General features: G+C 52.1%; 20 protein-coding genes. 15 read left to right on the forward strand and 5 right to left on the reverse strand.

Annotated features, from left to right (window positions below; genetic code table 11):
• Positions 1-4 precede the first annotated feature (4 nt).
• The 7 genes from gpt (at position 5) to moaE (ending at position 5,101) form a co-directional block, all read left to right on the forward strand.
• The gene (gpt, locus tag HZS79_RS12425) at positions 5-484 is read left to right on the forward strand and encodes a xanthine phosphoribosyltransferase (protein WP_162219619.1); all 480 of its coding nucleotides are present in this window, start codon (positions 5-7) and stop codon (positions 482-484) included.
• Position 485: 1 nt separating this feature from the next.
• A complete protein-coding gene (gene ung, locus HZS79_RS12430) occupies positions 486-1,169 on the forward strand; it encodes a uracil-DNA glycosylase (protein WP_179928037.1) in 684 nt (227 codons plus the stop codon).
• A 97-nt stretch (positions 1,170-1,266) separates the two neighbouring features.
• Complete coding sequence (upp, locus tag HZS79_RS12435) at positions 1,267-1,896, forward strand: uracil phosphoribosyltransferase (protein ID WP_162219617.1); 630 nt, start codon at positions 1,267-1,269, stop codon at positions 1,894-1,896.
• Positions 1,897-1,984: 88 nt separating this feature from the next.
• Positions 1,985-3,214, forward strand: a complete 1,230-nt coding sequence (locus HZS79_RS12440; RefSeq protein WP_179928038.1) for a uracil-xanthine permease family protein — start codon at positions 1,985-1,987, stop codon at positions 3,212-3,214.
• Positions 3,215-3,245: 31 nt separating this feature from the next.
• Entirely contained in the window at positions 3,246-3,794 is a 549-nt protein-coding gene (gene mobB / locus HZS79_RS12445; RefSeq protein ID WP_162219615.1) for a molybdopterin-guanine dinucleotide biosynthesis protein B, read from the forward strand.
• Positions 3,795-3,825: 31 nt separating this feature from the next.
• A complete protein-coding gene (gene moaC, locus HZS79_RS12450; RefSeq protein WP_179928039.1) occupies positions 3,826-4,620 on the forward strand; it encodes a cyclic pyranopterin monophosphate synthase MoaC in 795 nt (264 codons plus the stop codon).
• Between the two features lie 4 nt (positions 4,621-4,624).
• On the forward strand, positions 4,625-5,101 hold the full coding sequence (gene moaE, locus HZS79_RS12455) for a molybdopterin synthase catalytic subunit MoaE (protein WP_162219613.1): 477 nt from the start codon (positions 4,625-4,627) through the stop codon (positions 5,099-5,101).
• 11 nt (positions 5,102-5,112) lie between these two features.
• Here moaE and HZS79_RS12460 read toward each other — a convergent pair whose 3' ends face one another.
• A complete protein-coding gene (locus tag HZS79_RS12460; protein ID WP_179928040.1) occupies positions 5,113-6,717 on the reverse strand; it encodes a ribonuclease J in 1,605 nt (534 codons plus the stop codon).
• 277 nt (positions 6,718-6,994) lie between these two features.
• Here HZS79_RS12460 and purU point away from each other — a divergent pair, with 277 nt between their 5' ends.
• Together purU and HZS79_RS12470 are read left to right on the forward strand one after the other, a co-directional pair.
• Complete coding sequence (purU, locus tag HZS79_RS12465; RefSeq protein WP_162219611.1) at positions 6,995-7,849, forward strand: formyltetrahydrofolate deformylase; 855 nt, start codon at positions 6,995-6,997, stop codon at positions 7,847-7,849.
• An 18-nt stretch (positions 7,850-7,867) separates the two neighbouring features.
• Positions 7,868-8,539 carry an energy-coupling factor ABC transporter permease gene (locus HZS79_RS12470; protein WP_179928041.1) on the forward strand — a complete coding sequence of 224 codons (672 nt, stop codon included), beginning with the start codon at positions 7,868-7,870 and terminating at the stop codon, positions 8,537-8,539.
• A 21-nt stretch (positions 8,540-8,560) separates the two neighbouring features.
• Here HZS79_RS12470 and lexA read toward each other — a convergent pair whose 3' ends face one another.
• Positions 8,561-9,238, reverse strand: a complete 678-nt coding sequence (lexA, locus tag HZS79_RS12475; protein WP_162219609.1) for a transcriptional repressor LexA — start codon at positions 9,236-9,238, stop codon at positions 8,561-8,563.
• A gap of 197 nt (positions 9,239-9,435) precedes the next feature.
• Between lexA and HZS79_RS12480 the strand changes: the two genes are divergently transcribed.
• The 4 genes from HZS79_RS12480 to HZS79_RS12495 all read left to right on the forward strand — a co-directional run bounded on the left by HZS79_RS12480 (position 9,436) and on the right by HZS79_RS12495 (position 12,332).
• Positions 9,436-10,113: a TetR/AcrR family transcriptional regulator gene (locus HZS79_RS12480; RefSeq protein ID WP_162219608.1), complete on the forward strand. Its 678-nt coding sequence runs from the start codon at positions 9,436-9,438 to the stop codon at positions 10,111-10,113.
• Complete coding sequence (locus HZS79_RS12485; RefSeq protein WP_179928042.1) at positions 10,091-10,612, forward strand: L,D-transpeptidase; 522 nt, start codon at positions 10,091-10,093, stop codon at positions 10,610-10,612. The genes HZS79_RS12480 and HZS79_RS12485 overlap by 23 nt, the downstream gene beginning before the upstream one ends.
• Before the next feature lie 80 nt (positions 10,613-10,692).
• Positions 10,693-11,700, forward strand: coding sequence for a beta-N-acetylhexosaminidase (gene nagZ / locus HZS79_RS12490; protein ID WP_179928043.1), 1,008 nt, complete (start codon positions 10,693-10,695; stop codon positions 11,698-11,700).
• A gap of 53 nt (positions 11,701-11,753) precedes the next feature.
• Positions 11,754-12,332, forward strand: a complete 579-nt coding sequence (locus HZS79_RS12495; RefSeq protein ID WP_162219605.1) for a hypoxanthine-guanine phosphoribosyltransferase — start codon at positions 11,754-11,756, stop codon at positions 12,330-12,332.
• A gap of 9 nt (positions 12,333-12,341) precedes the next feature.
• Here the strand turns inward: HZS79_RS12495 and ppsR are convergent, their stop codons facing one another.
• The gene (ppsR, locus tag HZS79_RS12500) at positions 12,342-13,175 is read right to left on the reverse strand and encodes a posphoenolpyruvate synthetase regulatory kinase/phosphorylase PpsR (RefSeq protein WP_162219604.1); all 834 of its coding nucleotides are present in this window, start codon (positions 13,173-13,175) and stop codon (positions 12,342-12,344) included.
• A gap of 250 nt (positions 13,176-13,425) precedes the next feature.
• On the opposite strand from ppsR, the gene ppsA reads away from it, so the two are divergent.
• Together ppsA and ggt are read left to right on the forward strand one after the other, a co-directional pair.
• A complete protein-coding gene (ppsA, locus tag HZS79_RS12505) occupies positions 13,426-15,810 on the forward strand; it encodes a phosphoenolpyruvate synthase (protein WP_179928044.1) in 2,385 nt (794 codons plus the stop codon).
• 156 nt (positions 15,811-15,966) lie between these two features.
• Complete coding sequence (gene ggt, locus HZS79_RS12510) at positions 15,967-17,754, forward strand: gamma-glutamyltransferase (RefSeq protein WP_179928045.1); 1,788 nt, start codon at positions 15,967-15,969, stop codon at positions 17,752-17,754.
• 35 nt (positions 17,755-17,789) lie between these two features.
• Here the strand turns inward: ggt and HZS79_RS12515 are convergent, their stop codons facing one another.
• Both HZS79_RS12515 and rraA read right to left on the reverse strand, forming a co-directional pair.
• The gene (locus HZS79_RS12515; protein WP_179928046.1) at positions 17,790-19,676 is read right to left on the reverse strand and encodes a glycerophosphodiester phosphodiesterase family protein; all 1,887 of its coding nucleotides are present in this window, start codon (positions 19,674-19,676) and stop codon (positions 17,790-17,792) included.
• A gap of 69 nt (positions 19,677-19,745) precedes the next feature.
• Complete coding sequence (gene rraA / locus HZS79_RS12520) at positions 19,746-20,240, reverse strand: ribonuclease E activity regulator RraA (protein ID WP_162219600.1); 495 nt, start codon at positions 20,238-20,240, stop codon at positions 19,746-19,748.
• Positions 20,241-20,411: the final 171 nt, after the last annotated feature.

The raw sequence follows: 20,411 nt of genomic DNA on the forward strand, positions 1-20,411 counted from the left end.
TCCTATGAGCAGCGAACGCTACCATCAACACTTCACCGTTTCCTGGGATCAGTTGCACCGCGATGTGCGCCAGCTGTGTCATCAATTGATTGAACGGGATTTTAAAGGCATCGTAGCGATTACCCGCGGAGGCTTGATCCCAGCGGCGCTGATTGCTCGGGAATTGAATATCCGCTTAATCGATACCGTGTGTATTAAAAGCTACGACCACATGGATCAGGGTGGTTTAGACATCATGAAGGGTGTTGATCATGATGGCGAAGGCTGGTTATTGGTCGATGACTTAGTGGATACAGGGAAAACTGCGCGCGCGGTGCGTGAAATGTTGCCCAACGCGCACTTTGTGACGATTTATGCCAAGCCAGAAGGGCGCCCTCTGGTGGATCAATACCTTACCGAAGTAGCTCAGCAGTGCTGGATCCAGTTCCCTTGGGATATGGGCATTGCGTATGTTGAGCCGCTAGCAGATCAAATGAAGAAGTAATATGGCTAACCCGCTACCCGATGACTGGAGCCAATGGCTCGGGCAAGAGTTTCAGGCTGATTACATGTCAGCGTTGAAAGCATTTCTGGCCCAACAAAAATCGGCTAAAAAAATTATTTACCCCCACTCTTCGAACTGGTTTCGTGCCTTTGAGCTGACACCGTTGGCCTCTGTCAAAGTAGTGATTCTAGGTCAAGACCCTTACCACGGGCCTAATCAAGCCCATGGGTTGTGCTTTTCAGTGCAGCCGGGCATTCAAGTGCCTCCCTCTTTGGTTAACATCTATAAAGAGTTAGCCAATGATGTGGGCTTTGTACCTGTTCGCCATGGTTTTTTGGAGTCTTGGGCAACGCAGGGGGTGTTGCTTCTTAACACGGCATTAACCGTGGAGCAGGGCAATGCTGCCTCTCATCGTGGTAAAGGGTGGGAGCACTTTACTGATCGCGCCATTGAGACGGTTAGCCAGCGCGCTGAGCCTTGCGTTTTTCTGTTATGGGGCAGCCATGCGCGTCAGAAGAAAGCGCTGGTTGATCAATCGCGCCACTTGGTATTGGAGTCGCCACATCCATCTCCGCTTTCAGCACATCGAGGTTTTTTTGGTAACCACCACTTCTCTCGCGCAAATCAGTTTTTAGCGGAGCATGGGCGTTCACCGATTGAGTGGCAATTGCCGGAAACCCCTTAACCTAATGGTCAGTTGCGGGTAGAATGGCGCGCAATTTTGTAAGCTTGTCGATGCGACCTAGGTCGTGATCCTGAATCCCCTGCTGTGAGGAAGTCCCATGAGTGTTTACGCCATTAACCATCCGCTTGTTCAACATAAGCTGGGACTAATGCGCGAAGCTGATTTAAGCACAAAGAGCTTCCGTGAGCTAGCAGGTGAAGTCGCTAAGCTTTTGACCTATGAAGCCACAAAAGGTCTGGAGCTAGAGGATCATGAGATTCAAGGCTGGAACAATGAGCCGATCGCAACGCGTCGTCTGAAAGGCAAAAAAGTAACGGTCGTGCCAATTCTGCGAGCAGGTTTAGGCATGTTGGAAGGCGTAACCGACCTGATACCCAGCGCACGCGTCAGCGTGGTAGGTCTCTACCGCGATGAAGAAACACTTCAGCCAGTGCCCTATTTTGCCAAGTTTGCCAACGATATCGAAGAGCGCATGGCGCTTGTCATTGACCCAATGCTGGCGACGGGTGGTTCAATGGTAGCCACGCTGGATATGCTTCGAGAGCGTGGTTGTGAGCACATGAAGGTGATTGTGCTGGTAGCCGCGCCGGAGGGCATTAAGCGGGTTCAGGAGGCGTACCCCGACATTGAGATTTACACCGCGTCGGTGGATGACCGCCTTGATGAGCATGGTTACATCGTACCGGGCTTAGGTGATGCCGGTGATAAGATCTTCGGAACGCGCTAAGCGTTTTGTATACCAATGCCCCTTACGCTTTGCGTTGGGGGCATTTTTTTGACTAATCACCTCTAACGAATTCATTGGAAGCGTCTAGATGAGTAACTCAGCGAGTCAGGAGTCGTGGCCGAAAGTTGTGCTAACGGGTGCGCAGATGCTGTTTGTCGCCTTTGGTGCCTTGGTCTTAGTGCCACTATTGACTGGGTTAGATCCCAGTGTTGCGCTATTTACCGCCGGCATCGGTACGCTGGTGTTTCATGGAGTGACAAAACAGTCTGTGCCCGTATTTCTTGCGTCATCTTTTGCGTTTATCGCGCCTATCCAAGGGTCGGTTGCCAGTTTTGGTGTGTCGGCGACGTTAGGTGGCTTGATGGCCGCGGGGTTGGTTTATGTCGTTATTTCCCAGGCGGTACGCTTAAAGGGCACCGCGTGGTTGCATCGGCTATTACCGCCTGTGGTGGTTGGGCCGGTGATTATGGTGATTGGTTTGGCACTGGCGCCGGTTGCCGTCAGTATGGCGACCGGGGAAACCAGCGATAATATCGGCTATGGTCAAGCCATTTTTCTTTCAATGGCAAGCTTGTTAGTCACGCTAGTGTTGGCTGTCTTTGGGCGGGGAATTCTGCGTTTAGTGCCGATAATGGGCGGGATTGCGACTGGGTATATTCTAGCGCTAATCATGGGGGGTGTTGACTTTACTGCCGTTCGCGAAGCTGCATGGCTGTCAGTCCCTAGCTTCACTGCGCCAAGTTTTCACTGGGCCGCTATTCTCTTTATGATTCCGGTCGCTATTGCGCCTGCCGTTGAGCATATTGGCGATATGGTGGCGATTGGTTCAGTAACGCGTAAAAACTACCTGGAAAAGCCAGGTTTGCATCGCACACTGCTGGGTGATGGTTTGGCGACTACCGTGGCAGCGCTGTTTGGTGGGCCACCTAATACGACGTACTCCGAAGTGACCGGGGCAGTGACTCTGACAAAAGCATTTAATCCCAAATATATGATAGTGGCTGCCATTATTGCGATTGTGCTGGCTTTTGTTGGCAAACTGGGAGCACTGTTGCAAACCATTCCAGGCCCTGTGATGGGCGGCATTATGACACTGCTGTTCGGGTCAATTGCGGTCATTGGTATGAACACGCTTGTACGAGCAGGACAATCGTTAACGGCTGCCCGTAATTTGGTCGTTGTCTCATTGATTTTGGTGTTCGGGATAGGCGGAATGCAGTTTGGCGGTGGTCAGTTTACCCTCCAGGGTGTCAGTTTGGCGGCACTGGTAGGCATTGCGCTAAACTGGATATTGCCTACTGAAAAAGAGGGTGAGTAGTGCTTGTCTCGGTGAATATTGGGAGTCGTTAATGAAAGAGACAATGGGGAGTCCGTTTCCTGTGCTAGGCATTGCCGCGTGGAGCGGCACGGGAAAAACGACCCTATTAGCACAGCTATTGCCTCGTTTGCGTGAGGCAGGGCTAAAGGTGGGGGTTATCAAACATGCCCACCACAGCTTCGACGTAGATCAGCCGGGAAAGGATAGCTACAAGCTGCGCTGCGCTGGCGCTGCCCCGATGCTGATTGCGTCACGACAGCGCTATGCCATGATGCAAGAAACACCAGGCCAAGAAGAGCCAGATTTGGCTCACCTGCTCTCGTTGATGGTTGCCCATGCACCTGATCTGGTCATCGTCGAAGGGTTCAAGGCGTGGCCAATCCCCAAGCTAGTCCTTTACCGTGAGGGTATTGGAGATAGCTCGATTACGTCTAGCCATTGGGTGCAAGCGGTGGCGATAAGTGACCCGCTGACGGTGCCGCTCAGTCCGGCCGTGGAGCAGTTGGACCTTAATAACATTGATACCATTACCCAATGGGTGATCAACTGGACGAACACCCACCCGAGTGCCCAGGCTTGATAACAGCATGGCTTGATAAAAAGGTAACGACATGCAGCTAACCCATCTCAATACACGCGGCGAAGCCAATATGGTTGACGTCGGAGATAAGCGGGAGACACGCCGCGAAGCGGTGGCTTCTGGTCGTATCGTTATGCAACCCAAAACGTTGCAACTGCTGACCGATAATGCGCTGCCTAAAGGCGATGTGTTGGCAACGGCCCGTATTGCTGGTATCCAGGCGGCTAAGCGCACCCACGAATTAATTCCACTATGCCATGCGCTGGCACTTTCAAAAGTTGCTGTCGACTTTGACGTTGATCACGCTAATGGTTGCGTTCATGTCTCTGCACTTTGCCGTCTTGACGGGCGCACTGGGGTAGAGATGGAGGCGTTAACGGCGGTGTCGGTGGCGTGTCTTACGCTGTACGATATGTGTAAGGCAGTTGATAAAGAGATGTATATTGAAGCGGTTCAGCTGGATAGTAAACGTGGAGGCGTGCGTGGTGACTATCAGCGTGGCTTGCCCGAGCCTATTGTGACTGGCGGTAGTGCGGTAGGTGAGGTCAGGCTTGGTGAGCGCTGCGCCTCACCTTGCGTGCGGGTAAAATTTCTCGCCGAGCTACGCGAGCAAATCGAAGAAAGCGATATGTCTATTGGCTTGGATCAGCTGCCCAGCCGAGATGTGGCTGGCTTGAAAGCCGCATTAAACGCCCAGGATGCACGTTTTGGTGTGCTGTCTGACCAGCGTACGCTGTGTGCCATTAATCAAGTGATGGCAAATGACAGTGCACGGCTCACCGATGAGGATGAAGTGGCTTTTTTCCCTCCAGTGACGGGCGGGTAAACAAATGACAAACATAGAAGCAACTGAGCTGGATATTAGCGTTAGGGTTCAGCAAGTGCCGTTTGCTATGGATGAAGGGTATGAAAGTGTCCTTCATCAGCGCAGCGATATCGGTGCTATTGTGACGTTTACTGGGCTCGTGCGTGATTTCAATGAGACGCCTGACGTTACTGGTCTTACGCTTGAGCACTATCCAGGAATGACAGAACGTACACTCATTCAGATCGGTGAGCAGGCGTGCCAGCGTTGGGAGCTCCAGGCGGTGCGGATTGTTCATCGCGTTGGCGACTTAGCGCCGGGTGATCCAATTGTGCGAGTGTTGGTGGCAAGTGCTCATCGCCGCGAAGCGTTTCAAGCCTGCGACTTTATTATGGATTATTTGAAAACACAGGCACCATTTTGGAAAAAAGAGCACTCTCGTCATGGTGCTTACTGGGTGCAAGAGCGACACGCTGATCATCAAGATGCCGCCCGCTGGTAAATTTCAGTGACTTAAGTATCGCTGCTCAGTGGTGCTGAAGAGGGCATTTCAGTTGCCATGATCTGTAGGTGTACTTCGGGCATGTGCTGCAGGTGATTCGCTAACCAGTGAATTAACCTTGGTTGAAGCGCTTGACGTAAATCGGCGAGGGTGTCTGCTTCAATCTCTTCTAGCTGATCGTCTAGCCACTCGCTGAAACTGTCTTCATCCAGCGGGCTAGCGCCGCTGGCGTCAAGCATTAACCGACCAATGCGACACCAGCCAGTGTCCGTTGCGGTGACTGGAAGTGCTAAGAATAAACTACCGCGTTGCGTCGTCGTGTGGGAGCCGCCATCAAGCCCTGGGTGAGCTACAACGCTGTTTTGGTTAACAATGCACGGTGGTTGAGGGTGGCGAGCCTCACAGCGTAACCCCTGGCTATCGAAGACAAGCATATCGCCGTTTACCGGTGCCAATGGAGCGCTAATGCCTAAGCGGCTGGCAATTTCCTGGTGTGCTGCCTGGTGGCGCGCTTCCCCGTGAACCGGCAGTAATGTTTTCGGGCGAACCCATTGATAAAGCTTCCTCAGTTCATCTTCGGCAGGATGGCCAGTGGCGTGCAGTTCGGGGTGATTCATCTCATCGAAAATGGACACGCCCAGCTGTCCTAGACGTGTTTTGAGCTGTTCAATGGGGCGCTCGTTGCCAGGAATAGCTTTGGCTGAAAAGATAATGCTATCGCCTTGTTCCAAATCCACAAACGGGTGTCTGCGCTGCGCTAAGCGTTGCAGGGCGGCCCGTGGTTCTCCTTGGCTGCCAGTGGCAATAATGACCACTTCCTTAGCAGGTAAATAGCCCAAATCATGGGAAGGTACTAGCGCCGGAAAATCATCAAGGTAGCCTAATCCTTTTGCGACGCTCACCATGCGCTCCATCGAACGGCCCATCAGGCTTACGCGTCGGCCACAGGCTTGGGCAGCTAGCCCGATCGCTAACACGCGTGCGAGATTGCTGGCAAAGCATGATACGACCACACGCCCTGTGCACTGTTTTAATGTGCGCGCGAGTGCTTTGGCAACATCTCCCTCGCTACCAGAATGGCCAGGCATAGGGGCATTGGTAGAGTCGCCTACCAGCAGGTCAACAGGAGCGAGTGCTCGAAACTGGGCGGCATTAATCGGCGAGCCAATTAATGGGCTAGCATCTAATTTCCAGTCGCCAGTGTGGAGGATACGGTAATCGCCAGCCTGCATTATGATGGCGCAGCTTTCGGGGATCGAGTGAGTTACCGGTAGATAGCGAAGTGTAAAAGGGCCTGTTTCCATAGCATCGCCCGGCTCAACGACTTGAATGGCGGCGCTACTGAGCTGATGCTCCGCAAACTTGTGACGCAGCAAGCCTGCAGCTAGCGGTGTTGCAAAAATTGGGCAGTTCCATTTAGGCCAAAGCCATGCCACCGCGCCAATGTGATCCTCATGGCCGTGGGTAATGTAGAGTGCTTTGGGGGCAATGTTTAGCGCTGCCAATGTATCGGTATTCGGAACCTGCAAAGGTGAGTTAGGTAGATCCTGACGAATCATCATGCCGCAGTCGACGGCAATCCACTCATCGTCGTATCCATACAGCGTAAGGTTCATTCCTATTTCACCACATCCACCTAGCGGCAGAAGACGCAGGGGAGGGCGACGGCGGGGACGAAGTTGAACGCGTGGTGGATGCATCAGTAATGAAAAGCCTAAAAAGTAAGACCTTAACTATACGGGAAGGCAGGGGCGGGTAACAATCATCAAGGCGCTTGCCACGGTGCTTCCTTAGGGGGGTTACGGTACACTAAGCCATCTATTTGTGATTTTTTTCCGCCTCTGGCGGGTGCTTGTCGAACGTGCCGTCAAAATACGTATAGAGTGTTAACTTATGTCTCATTATTACCGTTTAGTGGTTTCTTGCCCTGACCAAGTGGGTATTGTGGCGCGTGTATCAAGCTTTATTGCTCAACAAGGTGGCTCTATCACCGAGGCGAGCCAGCATTCTGACCTTGAAACCGGCCGCTTTTTTATGCGCTACGAAATTTTGGCGGATTCGCTGGGTATGTCAGCGGAGGCGCTACGCAGTGCCTTTGAGCCGGTGGCGGCTGAGTTCGATATGCAGTGGTCGCTCGTTGATACTCAACAGCGCCGTCGTGTTGTGCTTATGGTTTCCCGCGAATCTCACTGCTTGGTAGATTTACTTTATCGGTGGCAGGCTGGTGAGCTGGACTGCGATATTGTGGGGGTGATTTCAAATCATGAGGATATGCGCTCACTGACCGAATGGTACGGCATTCCTTATCATCACATACCCGTAGACCCTGATAATAAGCAGGTTGCTTTTGAGCGGGTTCAGGCACAAATCGATAGCAGTCGAGCAGACTGCGTTGTGTTAGCGCGTTATATGCAAATTCTCCCGCCTTCACTGTGTGAACGTTATGCAGGGCGAGTAATAAACATTCACCACAGTTTCCTGCCTTCCTTTGCGGGCGCTAAACCCTACCATCAAGCGTACGAGCGTGGTGTGAAGCTTATTGGTGCAACCTGCCATTACGTGACCCAAGAGTTAGACGCGGGACCGATCATTGAGCAGGATATCCATCGCGTAAGCCATTGCCATACACCGACCGACCTAGTGCGCTTTGGTCGAGATGTTGAAAAAGCGGTACTGGCACGTGGCCTACGCTGGCACCTGGAAGATCGCGTTCTGATTCACGGCAACAAAACGGTCGTTTTTAGTTAACTACCCGCAGGGGCTTCCATGTCATTCGCACAAAGTGTTTTCGCTCCCTGGGCATTGGTGCTCACCTGGTTGATATCACTTGGTGTCGTTGCGTGGACGATGTCGCTGCGCCCCTGGCAGTTGCTTTTGAATGATATTGCCCTTCAGCATCGCTGGCTAGCAGCAACGCTTGCAGTGGTGCTGATGTGGCAACTGCGTGCTCAAGCGGTTGATTGGTTAACCCTGCATCTGGTGTTCACCGTTTTAATGACGCTGGTGTTTAAAGTACCGCTTGCGTTGATCAGTAATGTGATGATCAATATTGCCATGGTGGCGGTTGGCCGTAATGAGTGGGTATTGCTAGGGGCGAATGTGCTGGTGACAGGCATTGTGCCCGCGATAATTGCTGGCGTGGTGTGGCGCTTGGTTGATCGTCGACTGCCGGATAACCTGATGGTGTTTCTATTTGCGTGCGGCTTTTTTGGCGCTGCGTTAGCAACATTAGCAGGCGGTTTATCCGCGGTGCTGCTGATAATAGTTGCGGGGACTGATCCAGAAGCTGTCTATTTAGCGCAAGAGTATGCGCGTTTCTTACCCTTGTTGATGCCCTCAGAAGCATTTATTACGGGAATGCTGCTGAGCATTTTGTTGGTGTATCATCCGAGCTGGGTGGCCACGTTTAATGACCACCGCTATATAGACACTCAATGAGCACGTAAGAAGTGGTGTGGCTTAACCTAGTGCTTGGCCGTTGCCACCTCGAATAACACCAACGCCAACACCTTCGATATCGAGTTGTTGCGTACGTAGGTCAATTTCGATTGGCGCGAAATCAGTGTTTTCAGCCATCAACGTTACCGTATGGCCCTGGCGTTTAAAACGCTTTACGGTGACTTCGTCTTCCAGTCTGGCCACCACGATCTGGCCGTCGCGAACGCGATCGGTACGGTGCACGGCAAGCAGATCACCTTCAAGTATGCCAACATCCTTCATTGACAAACCGCGTACTCGCAGTAAGTAGTCTGCTTTGGGCGTAAAGTATTCAGCGGGTAGAGGGCAGTAACGATCAATATGCTCGGCAGCTAAAATTGGGCTGCCCGCTGCCACTTCCCCGATCACCGGTAGCCCGTTGGGCAGGGGATCTATGTTGCCAGTAGGGGAGGCAGGAGGAATGTCGCTGACTTCCTGAGGCTCCTGGTTAGGCAGCCTGATGCCTCGAGACGTATTGCGAATAATACGGATAGCGCCTTTGCGTTCAAGCGCACGTAGATGCTCTTCGGCAGCGTTGGGGGAGCGAAAGCCAAGGGCTTTGGCAATTTCAGCGCGGGTAGGCGGATAGCCAAATTCACCCATGGTTTTAACGATAAAATCAAAAACGTGCTGCTGACGTGCAGTGAGTGGACGCGACATAACAAACTCCCAAAAATTAAAAAAGACAGTGGCAACATGTCGGCTTAAACAGTATGTGGTTAAGTATACAGTATGTTGCTCTGTCCAGTACATGGGGGCGTTGGGTGTTAGCAGGTGCGAAGATAAGAGATTGAGCCATAAATGGTTATGGCATAGTATTTAATGATGTTTTAAACACTTGTTTTCTGGAGGGTGCCATGGCGCAGTCTGATACGGTAACGCGTATCCTTGATACCGCAGAGGTGCTATTTGCCGAGCGCGGTTTTGCCGAAACGTCGCTGCGCAATATTACGAGCAAAGCACGGGTCAATTTGGCCGCTGTTAATTATCACTTTGGTTCCAAAAAAGCGCTGATTCAAGCGGTGTTCGCGCGTTATCTGGATCCTTTCTCGCAGCGCTTTCATACCGCACTTGATGAGCTTGAGGCGCGGTACAACGGTGATGTGATTCCACTTGAAGTGCTGTTGGAAACAATGGCTAGCACGGTGCTAACGGTTCCGGCCGAGCGTAATAGCTTGAAGGTGTTCATGCGCCTTTTAGGTTTGGCTTATAGCCAGGCGCAGGGACATTTGCGACGTTATATTCAGCAGCAATATGGTGATGTATTTACGCGTTTCACCGAGTTGGTAAGGCAGGCGACACCGCATCTGCCAGATGCAGAGCGCTTTTGGCGGCTTCATTTCATGCTGGGTACGGTGATTTTTACTTTATCTGGCTTAGATGCACTGAGGGATATTGCTGCCAAAGACTACAATGAGCAAGTAACGGTCAGAGACTTAGTGAGACGTTTGCGACCAGTCGTTGTGGCTGCCATGAATGCACCGTTACCGGCTACCGCTGATGAAGGAAGTTATGCGAACGCCCACGTTATCTGAGCTGCCACCTGTTGATCAGGGCTGGATTGAAATCGATATTAGCCAGCAGCAACTGCGTTGTTGGCTGGGGCGTGAGCGGCAGTATTCATGTTCCGTCTCAACTGGTGTTGCGGGCGTCGGGCAGCAAGAGGGGAGCGGTCAAACCCCCCTGGGTTGGCACTATGTCCGAGCCATGATTGGTGCTGGTTTGCCCGAAGATGCGGTCTTTCGAGGTCGACGCTGGACAGGTGAAGTGTTTACACCTGAGCTTGCTGCAGCGTTTCCAAATCGTGATTGGATACTCACTCGCATTGTATGGCTGTGTGGTTTAGAAACAGGATTAAATCGAGGCGGTAACGTCGATACCCAGCGTCGCTATATTTATCTTCATGGAACCCCTCCTGATGAACCGATGGGCATCCCTGCCTCTCACGGCTGTATTCGGCTACGCAACTGGGATCTTCTTTATCTTTTTAATCATGTGCAGCCTGGTACACCTGTTTGGCTTCACAATGGGTAGTTGTATACCTAAGGCGATTGTTTTTTGACACACGACACCGATCAACTAAAATTAACGCCCCTTTTGCTGGATCCATGACAATGACTCAATCCTTAGGCCCGGTCATGCTTGACCTGGAAGGTCCGCGATTAACGAACGCTGAAAAGCATCTACTGATGGACCCTGCCGTGGGAGGGGTCATCTTATTTGCCAGAAATGTTGAAAACGCTTACCAAGTACGTCAGCTGTGTAGCGATATTCGCCATGTTCGTAGCGAGCTGTTGCTGGGCATTGATCAAGAAGGTGGACGCGTTCAGCGGATTAAAGAAGGCGTCACCCGAATGCCAGCCATGGCGCATATCGGGGAGCAGTTTGTTGATGACCCAGCGTCAGGTCTCGCGCTAGCCAAAGATGCAGGCTGGTTGCTAGGTATGGAAATGGCTGCCTGTGGTCTTGATATCAGTTTCGCTCCCGTGCTGGATGTAGAGAGTGGAATATCCAGTGTTATTGGTGACCGCAGCTTCAGCACCGACCCGTCACACGTTGCCTTGTTGGGTCAGAGCTTTATCAACGGTTTACATGAAGCGGGTATGGCAGCGGTAGGGAAACACTTTCCCGGTCATGGTGGCGTTGCGGCTGACTCGCATGTGGCGCTGCCCGTGGATGACCGTCCTCTGGCACTTATTAAACAGCGTGATCTTGTTCCGTTTAGCCAGCTCGCAACCCAACTTGATGGCGTTATGCCCGCTCATGTCATTTACAGTGCGTTTGACTCACGCCCGGCTGGCTTTTCACCCAATTGGCTGGGAATGTTAAGAGAGTCGTTGGGCTTTAAAGGCTGTATTTTTTCCGACGATTTAAGCATGGCTGGCGCCCACGAGGCGGGTGACCCAAAGGCACGCGCGAGCGCTGCACTGGCGGCAGGTTGCGATATGCTGCTGGTATGTAACGACCGCTCTGCTGCATTAGAGATTGTTGAGGCATGCCAAGGTTTGCAAACTAAACGCCCGATTAAATTGCGTTATGGACGCGCTCGTCCAGACGTGGATGCGTTAACTGCATTGGGCCGCTGGCGCCGTGCCCACGCCAAGCTAGAAGCGCTAAGTTAAAACACGTCCCTTCTGAAGTAATCTAATGGTTAACCCCTTCCCGGAGTAACACGATGTCCAAATTGGATAAAGAAGCGCTTGAGTCGTTGGACTCAATGCGTGAGCTAATGGATAACGCCGACTGCTTAATTTCTCAAGAACAGGTTGAGCGTGCACTGGATCGCATGGCAGAGGCGATTACTAAAGATTTAGGGGATAAACTGCCGGTCTTTTACTGCGTAATGAATGGTGGATTGATTACCACGGGGCACTTGCTAACTCGGCTTGGATTTCCACTTGAAGTGGACTATCTGCACGCCACGCGCTACCGCAATGAGTTGCGGGGTGGCGAGCTTTTTTGGCGTGTTTCACCAGAAATTCCTATGGCAGGGCGTCATGTGGTCATCGTAGATGACATTCTGGACGAAGGGTCAACGCTGGCAGCTATTCTTGCTTACTGTGAAGAGGCGCAGGCGGCAAGTGTTACCACGGCCGTATTGGTGGATAAGCAACACGACCGTAAGGCGGTACCTGGTTTGAAGGCCGATTACTGTAGCCTTGAAGTGGCAGACCGCTATGTATTTGGTTTTGGTATGGACTACAAAGGTTACTGGCGTAATGCCCCTGGTATTTTTGCACCCAGAGGCATGTAGTTGCTGGACTTAGCGGGGCGAGAAGCGCCTCGTTAAGCCTGTTTCCGCAATCATGCGGGTGGATATTTCCTCTACCGAGAAGCGCGTTGTATCGATATACGGGATATGCAGCGAGCGATACAGCGATTCGGCTTGTTCGACTTCTTGTAAGCACTGGTCCATTGAGCTGTAACGGCTGTTAGGGCGTCGCTCGTTGCGAATTGCCGCCAGTCTTCGGGCATCAATGGTAAGGCCAAATAACTTATGCCGATGAGGCGCCAATACTTTGGGCAGCTTTAAGCTGCCGTCTTCATCCTGGTCGTCTTCGGTCAGCGGGTAATTGGCTGCCCGAATGCCAAACTGAAGTGCCAGATAAAGTGAGGTAGGTGTTTTACCGCAGCGTGATACACCGACAAGAATAATATCTGCTTTGTCGTATTGGTGGGTCCGCGCACCATCGTCATTATCTAATGCGAAATGCACAGAGTGAATCCTATCCATATAGACGTCATCGCTGCCGATGGAGTGCGTTCTACCCACGCTGTAAGAAGAGTGAGTTTCTAGCTCCTGCTCTAGGGGCTCTAAAAACGTGGAAAAGATATCTACTTTAAAGCCTGATGCTTGCCGTATAACATCGCGAATTTGCTGGTCGACGATCGTATCAATAATGATGGGGCGCTGGCCGTCTCGGTTGGCAGTAGATTCAATTATTTCTGCTAGTGCCCGAGCCTTTTCTAGCGTATCGATGTATGGCTTGGTCAGCATGTCGATCTCAACGTCACTAAATTGCGCCAAAAGGCTGCGACCAAGACTTTCCGCTGTAATACCGGTGCCATCAGAAATAAAAAAAGCTGTTCGCTTCATAACCAAATCCGCCAATAAAGAGAGTGTCTATTGTGGGTTGGGTAGTGGATTAGCACAATATTTGGTGATGAATTCTTCGTGTGTTTCACGCCCACTACATAAAAAGCCATTTATGGCACTTTGTTGTAAAAAACCTCCACTCCGTTCGCTGTTAGACCAATGGCGAATACGCTGCGGCGATGCTAGGGTGACACGATCAATGAGTGTCGGCCCATTAGGCCGCAAAGATGTCTAAAAGCGAGGGGGTTGCGTGGAAGAGTACATTCTGTGGTTCGATCAGCTAGGCATGGCAGACGTCGAACGCGTGGGTGGTAAAAACGCTTCGCTTGGTGAAATGATCTCGAATTTGTCAGGTGTGGGTGTCACGGTACCAGGCGGGTTTGCCACGACAGCTCATGCTTATCGTGAATTTCTTTCTCACGAAGGGCTAAATGATCGTATTAACGCCACCCTTGCGCGTTTAGATGTCGATGATGTTAAAGCGCTGGCAGAGGCGGGTAAAGCCATTCGGCAGTGGATTATTGATACACCGCTTCCTCCTGCTTTTGAAGATGCTTTGCGCGATGCCTATGGACAGCTTCAGGTTAAGCACCCGAGTTTGAAGGTTGCTGTGCGTAGTTCTGCAACGGCAGAAGACCTACCTGATGCATCGTTCGCTGGGCAGCAGGAAACGTTCCTTAATATTGAAGGTTTTGACAATATTAAGCAGGCGGTGCATGAAGTGTTCGCTTCGCTATTTAACGACCGCGCGATCTCTTACCGTGTACACCGTGGCTATGCCCATGAAAATGTGGCGCTGTCGGCGGGTGTGCAAAAGATGGTTCGTTCTGAGACAGGTGCTTCTGGGGTTATGTTTACTCTGGATACTGAGTCTGGTTACCGTGACGCGGTATTCGTTACCGCTTCTTGGGGGCTTGGCGAGACCGTTGTTCAAGGGGCTGTCAATCCCGACGAGTTTTATGTGCATAAGCCCACGCTGGCGGCAGGTCGCCCGGCGGTGCTGCGCCGGACGCTGGGCTCTAAGTTGATCAAAATGATCTACGGGCAAGATGCCAGCGCTGGTAAGTCGGTTGAAACCGTTGATGTACCTCTTAAAGATCGTGGTCGGTTCTGTATTAACGACGAGCAGATTATGGATCTTGCACGGCAAGCCATGACCATTGAAAACCACTACCAGCGGCCAATGGATATCGAATGGGCGCTGGATGGTGATGACGGTAAGCTTTACATCGTTCAAGCGCGTCCTGAAACCGTTGTTTCACAGCAAGAAGGCGGCAAGTTAGAGCGCTTCCACTTGCGTGAGAAGGGGCGCACTCTGATTACTGGTCGGGCGATTGGCCAGCGTATTGGGCGGGGAACGGTCAAGACTGTTCTGAGTCCTGACGAAATGGATAAGGTTCAAGAGGGTGACATCCTGGTGACTGACATGACCGACCCAGACTGGGAGCCGATCATGAAGCGTGCATCAGCGATTGTGACTAACCGTGGTGGACGAACCTGCCATGCGGCCATTATTGCCCGAGAGCTGGGTATTCCGGCAGTCGTAGGTTGCGGGGATGCAACCACTCAGCTTAAAGAGGGCATTGATGTCACCGTTTCCTGTGCCGAAGGTGACACCGGCCACGTATATGAAGGTCTCCTGGCATTCGATTGCAAGGTTTCAAGTGTCGATGCGATGCCAGAGATTCCCTTCAAAATTATGATGAATGTGGGTAACCCTGACCGTGCTTTCGGCTTTGCTGGCTTACCCCATGCTGGGGTCGGTCTTGCCAGGTTGGAATTCATCATTAACCGTATGATTGGCGTGCACCCCAAAGCGCTGTTGGATTACGACACGCTGCCTGCCGATCTTCAGCAGGTCATTGATTTACGCACCGCCGGTTATGATGATCCTGTCAGTTTCTATGTTGATAAGCTGGTCGAAGGCATCTCAACCCTAGCCGCTGCTTTTCACCCTCAGCGGGTGATCGTAAGACTCTCTGATTTCAAATCGAATGAGTATGAGAACCTTATTGGCGGCAAGCTTTATGAGCCCGGTGAGGAGAACCCCATGCTAGGGTTCCGTGGTGCCTCACGCTACATTTCAGACGCCTTCCGGCCCTGTTTTGAGTTGGAGTGTCGCGCGCTTAAGCGGGTTCGTGAAGAAATGGGCTTTGATAACGTTGAGATCATGGTGCCCTTCGTTCGCACAACCGATGAGGCGCGTGAGGTAGTAGAGTTGCTGGCTGCTAACGGTTTGCAACGCGGTGGCGCGTCGAATCCAGACGGTTTAAAAGTCATCATGATGTGTGAGCTACCGGCCAACGCACTGCTAGCCGATGAGTTTTTAGAGTACTTTGATGGCTTCTCTATTGGCTCCAACGATCTGACGCAGCTAACGCTTGGGCTGGATCGTGACTCGGGTATCGTTGCGCATCTGTTTGATGAGCGAAATCCGGCAGTGAAAAAATTGTTGGCGATGGCTATCAAAGCATGCAAAGACCAAGGCAAGTATGTCGGTATCTGCGGCCAAGGCCCTTCCGATCATCCGGATCTTGCCAAGTGGTTAATGGAGCAGGGAATAGACTCTGTCTCATTGAACCCAGATGCGGTGCTGGAAACTTGGTTCATGTTGGCAGGTGAAACCATCGAATAACACCGCTTAGTCGTTCACAACTGAGTACGTTTTACATTCTCGCCCGGCCATTGTGCCGGGCGTGTGCATTTTATAGGCTACTCTTGGATGGCGTTATTGAAGACTGAGGCGCCATGAGGGTCATGCGCGCTGGTCACTGTCGTAGGAGAGAAGAGTATGCTGCCAAAACGGTTTTTATCGCTCACAGGTCTGATGCTAGTGCCTCTGTATAGTTGGGGGTTTAGCTATGAGGCACCCTCTGTTACCCCTGAAGTGGGGTCTGGTTTCGAAGAGAAGCCCGGCTGGGCAGCTTCCTCGTTTGCAGTAGCGGCCGCTAATCCGTTGGCGACTGACGCAGGGTATCAGGTACTAAAAGCAGGCGGAAATGCCATTGATGCTGCGGTTGCCGTGCAGATGGTGCTGACATTAGTCGAACCGCAATCGAGTGGTATTGGCGGCGGTGCTTTCTTAATGCACTACGATGGTACTGATGTACAAGCCTATGATGGACGTGAAACAGCGCCGCAGGCGGCGTCAGGTGAGTTGTTTATAGAAAATGGAGAACCACTCGCCTTTATGGATGCCGTAGCGAGTGGGTTATCGGTCGGTGTGCCGGGTACATTGCGTATGCTGGAAATGGTTCACGCAGAGCATGGCCAGCTTCCTTGGAAAGACCTGTTTACGCCTGCCATTACGCTCGCTGAACAAGGGTTTTCAGTGAGTCAGCGTCTCCATACTAGCTTAGCCAGCGAGACAGCGCTGCGTGAAGACGAGCTTGCCAGCGTTTTTTACTACGACGCCGAAGGGGAGCCGCTGGAAGTAGGGGCAACGCTCAAAAACCCAGCATTAGCGGCAATACTACAACGCATTGCCGATGAGGGGAGTATCGCGTTATATGAGGGTGACATCGCGCAAAATTTTGTCGACCGTGTGCAGTCTCACCCAGTGCGCCCAGGTGAATTATCGCTTAATGACTTGAGTGATTACGAAGCGCTTGAGCGTGAACCATTGTGTACGCCTTGGCAGCAGTGGGAAGTTTGCGGCTTTCCACCGCCGTCATCTGGTCACCTAACCGTGATGCAAATTTTAGGAATCCTGGATCAGCAACCATTACTTGAGGCTCCCTTGGATAACGGTGTGACCAGTAGCGGTTGGTTACATCAATTTTTGGAAGCCTCTCGTCTTGCCTTCGCCGACCGAGGTCGCTATATCGGTGACCCGGACTTTGTTGAGGCCCCCGGCGGGGATTGGCAACTAATGCTGGCCCCTGACTACTTAGCGAGTCGCAGTGCATTAATTGGCGAAGAAAGCATGGGGAGCGGCGCAAAGCCGGGGAATCCTGGTGAGCTCTCTGTTAGTTTTGCGAGTCAACCCGAGCAGCCCGAGTACGGCACAAGCCACATCAGTATTGTGGATGCGGATGGCAATGCGATTGCAATGACCACGACCATTGAGCAAGCCTTTGGCTCGCGCATGTTAGCCGATGGTGGAACAGGATTGGCTGGCGGCTATTTGCTAAATAACGAGTTAACGGATTTCTCGTTTGTTCCCGAAATTGACGGCGAATTGGTGGCCAACCGAGTTGAGCCTGGCAAGCGCCCTCGTTCAAGTATGAGTCCCACCTTGGTATTTGATCAGGAGAGTGGTGAGTTAGTAGCTAGCCTAGGCTCTCCCGGTGGCGCAGCCATTATTCACTACACTGCCCGCACGCTACAGGCGATGCGCGATTGGGGATTAGATGCTCAGGAGGCGTTAAACTTACCGCATGCGATTACCCTCGGGGGGGATGTGTTTGTTGAAGAAGGGCGCTTCCCCGACGACATCATTGAGGCTCTCCGAGAGCGTGGGCATACGGTCAGCGAACGCGAGCTGACCAGTGGTCTACAGACCATCATGCGTCTGGAAGACGGTAGCCTGTTTGGCGGCGCAGACCCACGCCGTGAAGGCGTCGTAATGGGCGATTGAGTTGACAATGACTGGTTGCGCGTCCAGGAAAGCGATTATTGGCGCAACCAGTTACGCAACTTCACCAGCATTAGGCCGCCGTCGCTCAGCGTACGGCGGTCTTCGATTAATTCTCTAAGGCGGTCTGGATAGTCGGTGATAATAGCGTCAACGCCGAGGTCGATCAGTGTCGACATGCGCGCGCGGTCGTTGACGGTCCAGGCATGTATTTCGTAGCCATAAAGCGCTGCTAAAGTGATTTCCTGACGGTTAATGCGATTATGGCGAAGGCCCAGTGCGTCAAATTGGCGACGATCTAACGTGCCAGGAAGAATCAGTTGCGCCAGTAACGTGACGCGCAGTTCGGGGGCTTGCTGTTTTAGGTGTGTGACGATGCTAGGCGACATCGTAGCAACGCGCATTTCCAGCAGTGTATTGGGAAAGCCGCAGTGTGCGTTAGCTTGTAAGGGATTGCTCTGAGTTGCCCAACAGCGATAACGGCTATCTGTTTCCGCAGCCAATACAGCCAGCACTGCATTAGCTAATGTTTGCTCTTCTCCTGGCAATGGTTTCATATCAATCATTAAGGAAGCGCGCCCACGCACTGTTTTCAAGGCATCATCTAAGCCTGCAATTCTCTCGTTTTGGAACGCGTCTCCAAACCAACTACCCACATCAAATTCGCTTAATTCCTCTCGAGTTAAGTCGCCAAACTCACGCCGGTCACCGGTCAGGCGCGCCAAGCTGCGGTCATGATAAAGCATTACGTGACCATCAGCGCTAAGGCGAACATCTAACTCAACGGCATCGGCGCCATCCCTTATTGCCTGCTTGGTGGCGGCTAGTGTGTTCTCTGGAGCGACCATGGAACTGCCTCGATGAGCAATAACCTTTACGTTTTCGCGGATTTCAAAGCTGTTGAGTATCCACCAGGCTTGTAGCCCTGCAAGCAGTAGTACGCTCAACTCAATAGCCCATGCAAGTCGGCCTGGGTGTGCATCGTTTGAGCGAGGTAGAGGGCGTGTTTCCCGGTGAGCAAGTTGCAGGTATAGGCAAGCAGAGAGTAGGGCGTTGGTAGCAATCCCCAAAAACGTAATGGTGAGTGTCACTAATACGTAGCCAGTTAAATAGGCAAGCATCGCTGGAATCAAAACAGCATTGTGTTCGGGCAGCCACCATAAGAGGGGGGTCACAATGCTGTCGAAGAGCCATGTCGCCATGATAGGTAGGCTAATGATAACCAACAGTAGTGCCAGGACGGCTACGCCAATGGAGCGGTGCCACCCCTTGGTCAAACGAACGCTGTGTTTGAGTGCTTGATAAGGGCTGCAGTTATCGAGCGCAACGAGCGGAAGTGCTAATAGCCAGCGTAAATAAAGCCATGCAGCCAAACTTATCCAGAGTAACACCAGCGGCAGCGCACATGCGATGAAGTACCAAAGAGCGGTAGGGCGGACCCGCTGCAAATAGTAAGGATCCAGTCCGCTTAGCCATACATCATATAGCCATGACAGCCCCATCATAAATGGTGCTAAGAGCAGTAAGTGAGAACCAACTTGAAGAACCACTAGCCAAGCGAGTGCGGGCAGGCGAAGTGTGCTAAGCCAGAGTGCTTCGAAGGCTAGCTGGTAGTGATTATCTTTGGGTCTAACGGCGACCAGCAGCATGCCTGCCTGTTGCCAATAGATGAGCAGGAAGGTAAATCCAAGGCTCACCAGCATCACCCCTAAGCCTAGCGGGCTAAACAGCAACGCAATTAATGCGTCATTGGTGACTACCGTACGGTTTAACTGTGCCAGCAATGTCCGAGACACCCAGGCGATCATTGGCACTAGCAGTGCGGACGCTAACAATGTGAAAAGCAGGTGGTAGGCAACAAGAGGGCGAAGATGATCTCGAAGGGTACGAAGTAGGGCGTAACCTAATTGATTCAACGGCTGCATGGGCAAACATAGGTCAGGGTGTGCCTACCAGGGTCGCACTAACCGCCGCGCCTGGCAAGCACAGGCCTTTTAAGGAAGCTCAAGCGCTTCATTGGCGATAATAATGCCGTTGTTATCCGCGTAGAGCCATTGACCAACCTCTAGCGTGGTGCCAGCGATGGTGACTGGAATGTCACGCTGTCCTTCGCCGCGTTTGTCGCTTTTTCTTGGATGGCTGCCAAGCGCCTGAACGCCTAGTGGTAGCGTGGCGAGAATATCTACGTCTCGCACGCAGCCATATATCACAATACCAGCCCAGCCGTTTTTAACGGCTTGTTCGGCGAGCATATCTCCCAGCATTGCACAGCGATATGATCCACCAGCATCGACGACCAGCACGGCGCCATTACCGTCTTCAGCTACGGCTTGCTTCACCAACGAGTTGTCTTCGAAACACTTAACCGTGCGAATGGGGCCATGGAAGTCATCGACACCACCATAATTGGCAAACATTGGCTCTAAAACAGCCACCCCAGGGTTAGCGTCACATAAGTCTGGGGTAACAACAGGTCGCGAGGTTGTCATTGAAATACTCCTGATGAAATCATTGCAGCCATATGATGCTAGTTAACTTAGTTACCTTGTAAAAACGCCCCAGCCTGCAAGCAGGGTGGGGCGTTCGGTCATCGACTCAAAGGAGGGCGATTTTTACCCCCCTCTGTGATGGTGCGAGCATCGGCGATGGGTCGGTGCTGC

This window comes from Vreelandella zhaodongensis, assembly GCF_013415115.1.
In the GTDB taxonomy this organism is placed as follows: domain Bacteria; phylum Pseudomonadota; class Gammaproteobacteria; order Pseudomonadales; family Halomonadaceae; genus Vreelandella; species Vreelandella zhaodongensis.